At 71.7% G+C, this 5268-nt stretch carries 5 protein-coding genes; 1 reads left to right on the forward strand and 4 read right to left on the reverse strand.

Annotated elements, in window-relative coordinates:
* Window positions 1-113 precede the first annotated feature (113 nt).
* From ACFVZW_RS36695 to ACFVZW_RS36710, 4 genes are all read right to left on the reverse strand, one after another.
* Window positions 114-488 carry an RNA polymerase-binding protein RbpA gene (locus tag ACFVZW_RS36695; RefSeq protein ID WP_026278069.1) on the reverse strand — a complete coding sequence of 125 codons (375 nt, stop codon included), beginning with the start codon at window positions 486-488 and terminating at the stop codon, window positions 114-116.
* A gap of 255 nt (window positions 489-743) precedes the next feature.
* The gene (locus tag ACFVZW_RS36700) at window positions 744-2099 is read right to left on the reverse strand and encodes an MFS transporter (RefSeq protein WP_384530887.1); all 1356 of its coding nucleotides are present in this window, start codon (window positions 2097-2099) and stop codon (window positions 744-746) included.
* A gap of 41 nt (window positions 2100-2140) precedes the next feature.
* The gene (locus ACFVZW_RS36705; RefSeq protein ID WP_384530889.1) at window positions 2141-2905 is read right to left on the reverse strand and encodes a glycerophosphodiester phosphodiesterase family protein; all 765 of its coding nucleotides are present in this window, start codon (window positions 2903-2905) and stop codon (window positions 2141-2143) included.
* Complete coding sequence (locus ACFVZW_RS36710; RefSeq protein WP_384530891.1) at window positions 2902-3621, reverse strand: YitT family protein; 720 nt, start codon at window positions 3619-3621, stop codon at window positions 2902-2904. Before ACFVZW_RS36710 ends, ACFVZW_RS36705 begins: the two co-directional genes overlap by 4 nt.
* 64 nt (window positions 3622-3685) lie before the next feature.
* Between ACFVZW_RS36710 and ACFVZW_RS36715 the strand changes: the two genes are divergently transcribed.
* Entirely contained in the window at window positions 3686-5185 is a 1500-nt protein-coding gene (locus ACFVZW_RS36715; protein ID WP_384530893.1) for a PLP-dependent aminotransferase family protein, read from the forward strand.
* Window positions 5186-5268 lie beyond the last annotated feature (83 nt).

The raw sequence follows: 5268 nt of genomic DNA on the forward strand, positions 1-5268 counted from the left end.
CACTCATGGTGAAGGCTGATCCCTTCGCCCAGCGTGGCCGGGTTGGAGATCAGGACGCCGCAGCACACAAGGTGTACCGGGCCCCGCGGCGTCGCTTCGAGCCGTGCTGCCCGCTAGGCGGACTTGCGGCTGTCTCGCGGATGTACGGCGATGTTCATGGCGCCGGAACGAAGGACCGCCAGCCTCTCGGCCAGGACCTCCTCCAGCTCCTCGCGGGTGCGCCGCTCCATGAGCATGTCCCAGTGCGTACGCGCCGGCTTGCCCTTCTTCTCCTCGGGGCCGTCCCCGTCCACCAGGAGTGCCTGGCTGCCGCAGACCTTGCACTCCCACTCCGGCGGAATTTCCGCTTCCACCGAGAAGGGCATCTCAAAACGATGGCCCTTCTCGCATGCGTACTCCACGGCCTGGCGCGGGGCCAGATCGATGCCGCGGTCGGTCTCGTAGCTGGTCACCACGAGGCGCGTGCCGCGAAGAGCTCGCTCACTCATGAATCGTGCCTCCCGGGCTTGTCGCCCACAGGACAGGTGTCGCTGTCGTCGTCATCCGGTCAACGTCCGGTCGGCGGTAAAGATTCCCGTTCCGGGTCATGCGTCGCCCGTCGTGCCGCCCCTTGTTCTACCCACCAGTGCCCGGTTTGTCACATCTGGCAGCAGATGTCACCCAGCGTCTTCACCAAAGCAGCACGCAGTAACGGTCCGCCTGGCAGGCCAAAGGCGTACACTACCGGCCTTTCACTGCCGCGTCTAAATCCGCTCCGGAACGGGGTTGCCCGCAGCCGCCACCGCACGCCGTACGGGTACCCGCGCGAGCAGCACGAAACCGGCCGCGAAGAAGATCACCAGAGAGATGATGGCATCCCGGTAGCTCCCGGTCAGCTGATACGCGAGACCGAACACGAGTGGCCCCAGCCAGCTCAGACCCCGGTCGCTCATCTCGTACGCGGAGAAGTACTCGGCCTCCTTGCCGCGCGGCACCAGATGGGAGAAGAGCGAGCGCGACAGCGCCTGGCTTCCGCCGAGGACGAGACCGATCGCCGCCGCGAGACAGAAGAACGCCACCGGCGCGCCGGCCGGCAGGAAGTACCCGGCCCCCAGAATCAGCGTCCAGACCGCCAGCGACCCGAGGATCACGCGCTTGGCGCCGTACGAACGCGCCATCCGCCCCATGCCGAGCGCTCCCACGACCGCGAGCACCTGGACCAGCAGCACCGCCGTGATCAGCGTCGTCTGCTCGAGCCCCAGCTCCTCGGAGCCGTAGATCGACGCCTGCGAGATCACGGTCTGCACGCCGTCGTTGTAGATGAGGTACGCGAGCAGGAACGACAGCGTCAGCGGGTGGCGGCGCATGTCCCGCAGCGTCGCCATCAGCTGCCGCCAGCCACCGCCGACCGCCCCCTCGCCCTGCGGCTGGACGCGCCGGTCGCGTAGCTCCCGCAGCGGCACCAGCGTGAAGGCGCCCCACCACAGCCCGGCCGAGGCCAGACAGATCCGCACCGCCGCGCCCTCCGTGAGGCCGAACGACTCGTGCCCGGAGTACAGGACCAGATTGAGGACGAGGACCAGGGCGCCCGAGGTGTAGCCGAAGGCCCAACCGCGCGAGGAGACCGCGTCCCGTTCGTCCGGCTCGGCGATCTGCGGCAGATAGGCGTTGTAGAGCACCATCGAGACCGCCAGCGAGGCGTTCGCCACGATCAGCAGGAACGCGCCGAGCAGATAGCGGTCGCCGCTGAGGAAGAACATGCCCGCCGTCGCCGCCGCGCCGGTGTACGCCGAGGCCGCGAGCAGCGGCTTCTTGCGGCCCGTACGGTCCGCCGCCGCGCCCACCAGCGGCATCACGAGGACCGCCACCAGGATCGAGACCGAGACGGCGTACGCGAAGAGCGAGCCGGCCCGCACGGGTATGCCCAGCGGGTGGACGAAGCCGTCCGCGTCCGCCGCCGCCTTCGCGACCGAGGTCAGATAGGGGCCGAGGAACACCGTCACGACGCTCGTCGAGTACACCGAGCAGGCGAAGTCGTAGAAGTACCAGCCGCGCTGCTCGCGCCTGCGGTCGGCCGGATCGGCGGTGTACTCCTCCGGCTCGGTGGTGTCGGCAGTCACGGCCGCGGCCCCCTCGTTCGTCCCCGTGGCGGAACGCGCGGTCAGACCCACGCGCCCCGAGCGGTCAGCACTGCGCGCAGCGCCTCCAGATGATCGGTCATGATGCCATCCACCCCCAGGTCGAGGAGAGAGTTCATCCGCTCCGGATCGTTGACGGTCCACACATGCACCTGGAGACCGCGGGCATGGGCCTCCCGCACGAAGCGGCGGTCGACGACCGGGATGCCGCCCTGGCTCGCGGGCACCTGCGCGGCGACCGCGCCCGCGCGCAGCGCCGCGGGGATGCCGAGCGAGCGCAGCCGCAGGCCGAGGACGCCCTTCACGCCGTACGAGGTCGCGAGCCGCGGACCCGCCAGGCGCTGTGCGCGGGCCACCCGGCTCTCGGTGAAGGAGCCCACGCAGATCCGGTCCCACGCCCCGGTCCTGCGGATCAGGTCGACCAGCGGGACCAGGGACGACTCGGCCTTCAGGTCCACGTTCCAGCGCGCCTCGGGGAACTCCTCCAGGAGCTCCTCGAAGAGCGGCAGCGGCTCCTTGCCGGCCACCCGCGCCTCGCGGACGGCGTCCCACGGAAGATCGCGGATACGGCCGGCGGCGTCCGTGACCCGGTCGAGCGTCGAGTCGTGGAAGGCGACCAGCGCACCGTCCGCGGTGGTGTGCACATCGGTCTCGAAGTAGCGGTATCCGGCGGCCGCGGCCCTGCGGAAGGCGGCCGCGGTGTTCTCCAGGCCGTCCGCCGTGCCGCCGCGATGGGCGAACGGGATGGGCGACGGGTGGTCGAGGTAGGGGTGGCGTACGCGAGTCACCGCCGCAGTATCGCCTGCTCCGGTGTCCCCGAGGCGACCACGGTGCTGCTCACGTCCTTCTCCGGGATGGCGAACCTGCGCAGGAAGAACTGCGCGAGCGGGCCGATGCTCAGTGCGTAGAGGACCGTGCCGACGCCGACCGAGCCGCCGAGCAGGAAGCCGGTGGCGACCACGGCGACCTCGATGGCCGTGCGGACCAGCCGGATCGAGCGGCCGGTGATCCGGTGCAGCCCGGTCATCAGACCGTCGCGGGGGCCGGGGCCGAAGCGAGCGGCGATGTAGAGGCCGGTCGCCGCCCCATTGAGGACGATGCCGAGGACGAGGAGCGCGATCCGCGCGGCGATTGACTCGACCTCCGGGACCAGCGCGAGCGTTCCGTCCATGGCCACGCCGATGACGAAGACGTTCGACACCGTGCCGAGCCCGGGCTTCTGCCGGATCGGGATCCACAGCAGCAGGACGGCGGCCCCGACGATGATCGAGACGACCCCGATGGTCAGTCCGGTCTTCTCGGCGAGACCTTGATGGAGGACGCCCCACGGCTCCAGGCCGAGCCCGCCGCGCACCAGGAGCGCCGAACTGATCCCGTACAGCGCCAGTCCGACATACAGCTGCGCGAGCCGACGGGTCAGATGACGACCGGTGAGCCGGCCGCGGAGGCCGGAGGCGATGGACAAGGTGGTGCCCCCCTGTGTGGTGGTAGTGGACTGACTCATGACACTCTGTGGCGGGGGATCGCATCCCAACCATGGCCAATTCGAGGAAGGTGGACTGACTTCCATGGCTCAGTGGACCTCGGCCGTCGGGCCGGCCCAGCTGGCACGGCAGCTCCAGGCGCAGCAGCCGCGCCCCGCGGGACCGGGCGCGCGCAAGCCGCCCGCCTACCGCGCGCTTGCCGACGGCATCCGCCTCCTCGTGCTCGAGGGCCGCGTGCCCGTGGCCGCCCGGCTGCCCGCCGAGCGTGAGCTCGCCGTGGCGCTCACCGTCAGCCGTACGACGGTCGCGGCCGCGTACGAGGCGCTGCGCGCCGAAGGCTTCCTGGAGTCGCGGCGCGGGGCCGGCAGCTGGACCGCCGTACCGGCCGGGAACCCGCTGCCCGCGCGTGGGCTCGAACCGCTGCCGCCGGAGTCGCTCGGCTCGATGATCGACCTCGGCTGCGCGGCGCTGCCCGCCCCCGAGCCCTGGCTGACCCGGAGCGTCCAGGGGGCCCTGGAGGAGCTGCCGCCGTACGCCCATACGCACGGGGACTACCCGGCCGGCCTGCCCGCGCTGCGGCAGATGCTCGCCGACCGGTACACCGAGCGGGGCATCCCGACCATGCCCGAGCAGATCATGGTCACCACCGGCGCGATGGGCGCCATCGACGCGATCTGCCATCTCTTCGCCGGGCGCGGCGAGCGGATCGCCGTCGAGTCGCCGTCGTACGCCAACATCCTCCAGCTCATGCGCTCGGCGGGCGCCCGGCTCGTGCCCGTCGCGATGGCCGAGGGGCTGACCGGCTGGGACCTGAACCGCTGGCGGCAGGTGCTGCGCGACGCGGCGCCGCGGCTCGCGTACGTCGTCGCCGACTTCCACAACCCGACGGGCGCCCTGGCCGACGAGGACCAGCGACGGCAGCTCGTCGACGCGGCCCGCTCGGCCGGCACGGTCCTGGTCGTCGACGAGACGATGTCCGAACTGTTCCTGGACGACGGCGTGGAGATGCCCCGGCCCGTCTGTGCCTTCGACCCGGCGGGCGCGACGGTGCTGACGGTCGGCTCGGCGAGCAAGGCGTTCTGGGCGGGCATGAGGATCGGCTGGGTGCGGGCCGCGCCCGACGTGATCCGCTCCCTGGTGGCGGCGCGGGCCTACGCGGACCTGGGCACCCCCGTCCTGGAACAGCTCGGCGTCAACTGGCTGATGCGCACCGGGGGCTGGGAGCAGGCCGTCGACATCCGCCGCGCCCAGGCCCGGGAGAACCGCGACGCGCTGGTGGCGGCGGTGCGGGCCGAGCTCCCGGAGTGGGAGTTCGAGGTGCCGCGCGGGGGACTGACGCTCTGGGTCCGCACGGGCGGCCTCTCGGGCTCGCGGATCGCGGAGGTCGGCGAGCGGGTGGGGGTACGGGTGCCCTCGGGGCCGCGGTTCGGCGTGGACGGTGCCTTCGAGGGATACGTCCGGCTGCCGTTCACGGTAGGCGGCCCGGTCGCGGAGGAAGCGGCGGCCCGTCTGGCGGCCGCGGCGCGGCTGGTGGAGTCGGGTGCGGGGGCGGGCGTGGAGCCCGCGCGGACGTTCGTGGCCTAGCTAGGGGGTGTCTTGTCGATCAGGCCGGATCGGGGAGCGGCGTCTGGTGCCGTGGATCGCAAGGCGGAGGAGGGAGGCATGGC

Source organism: Streptomyces sp. NPDC059567 (genome assembly GCF_042735655.1).
Classification (GTDB): Bacteria; Actinomycetota; Actinomycetes; order Streptomycetales; family Streptomycetaceae; genus Streptomyces.

Coding starts and splice junctions, on each gene's coding strand:
- ACFVZW_RS36710 (WP_384530891.1), bottom strand. CDS start 3,621: ATGAGTCAGTCCACTACCACCACACAGGGGGGCACCACCTTGTCCATC.
- ACFVZW_RS36715 (WP_384530893.1), top strand. CDS start 3,686: ATGGCTCAGTGGACCTCGGCCGTCGGGCCGGCCCAGCTGGCACGGCAG.
- ACFVZW_RS36695 (WP_026278069.1), bottom strand. CDS start 488: ATGAGTGAGCGAGCTCTTCGCGGCACGCGCCTCGTGGTGACCAGCTAC.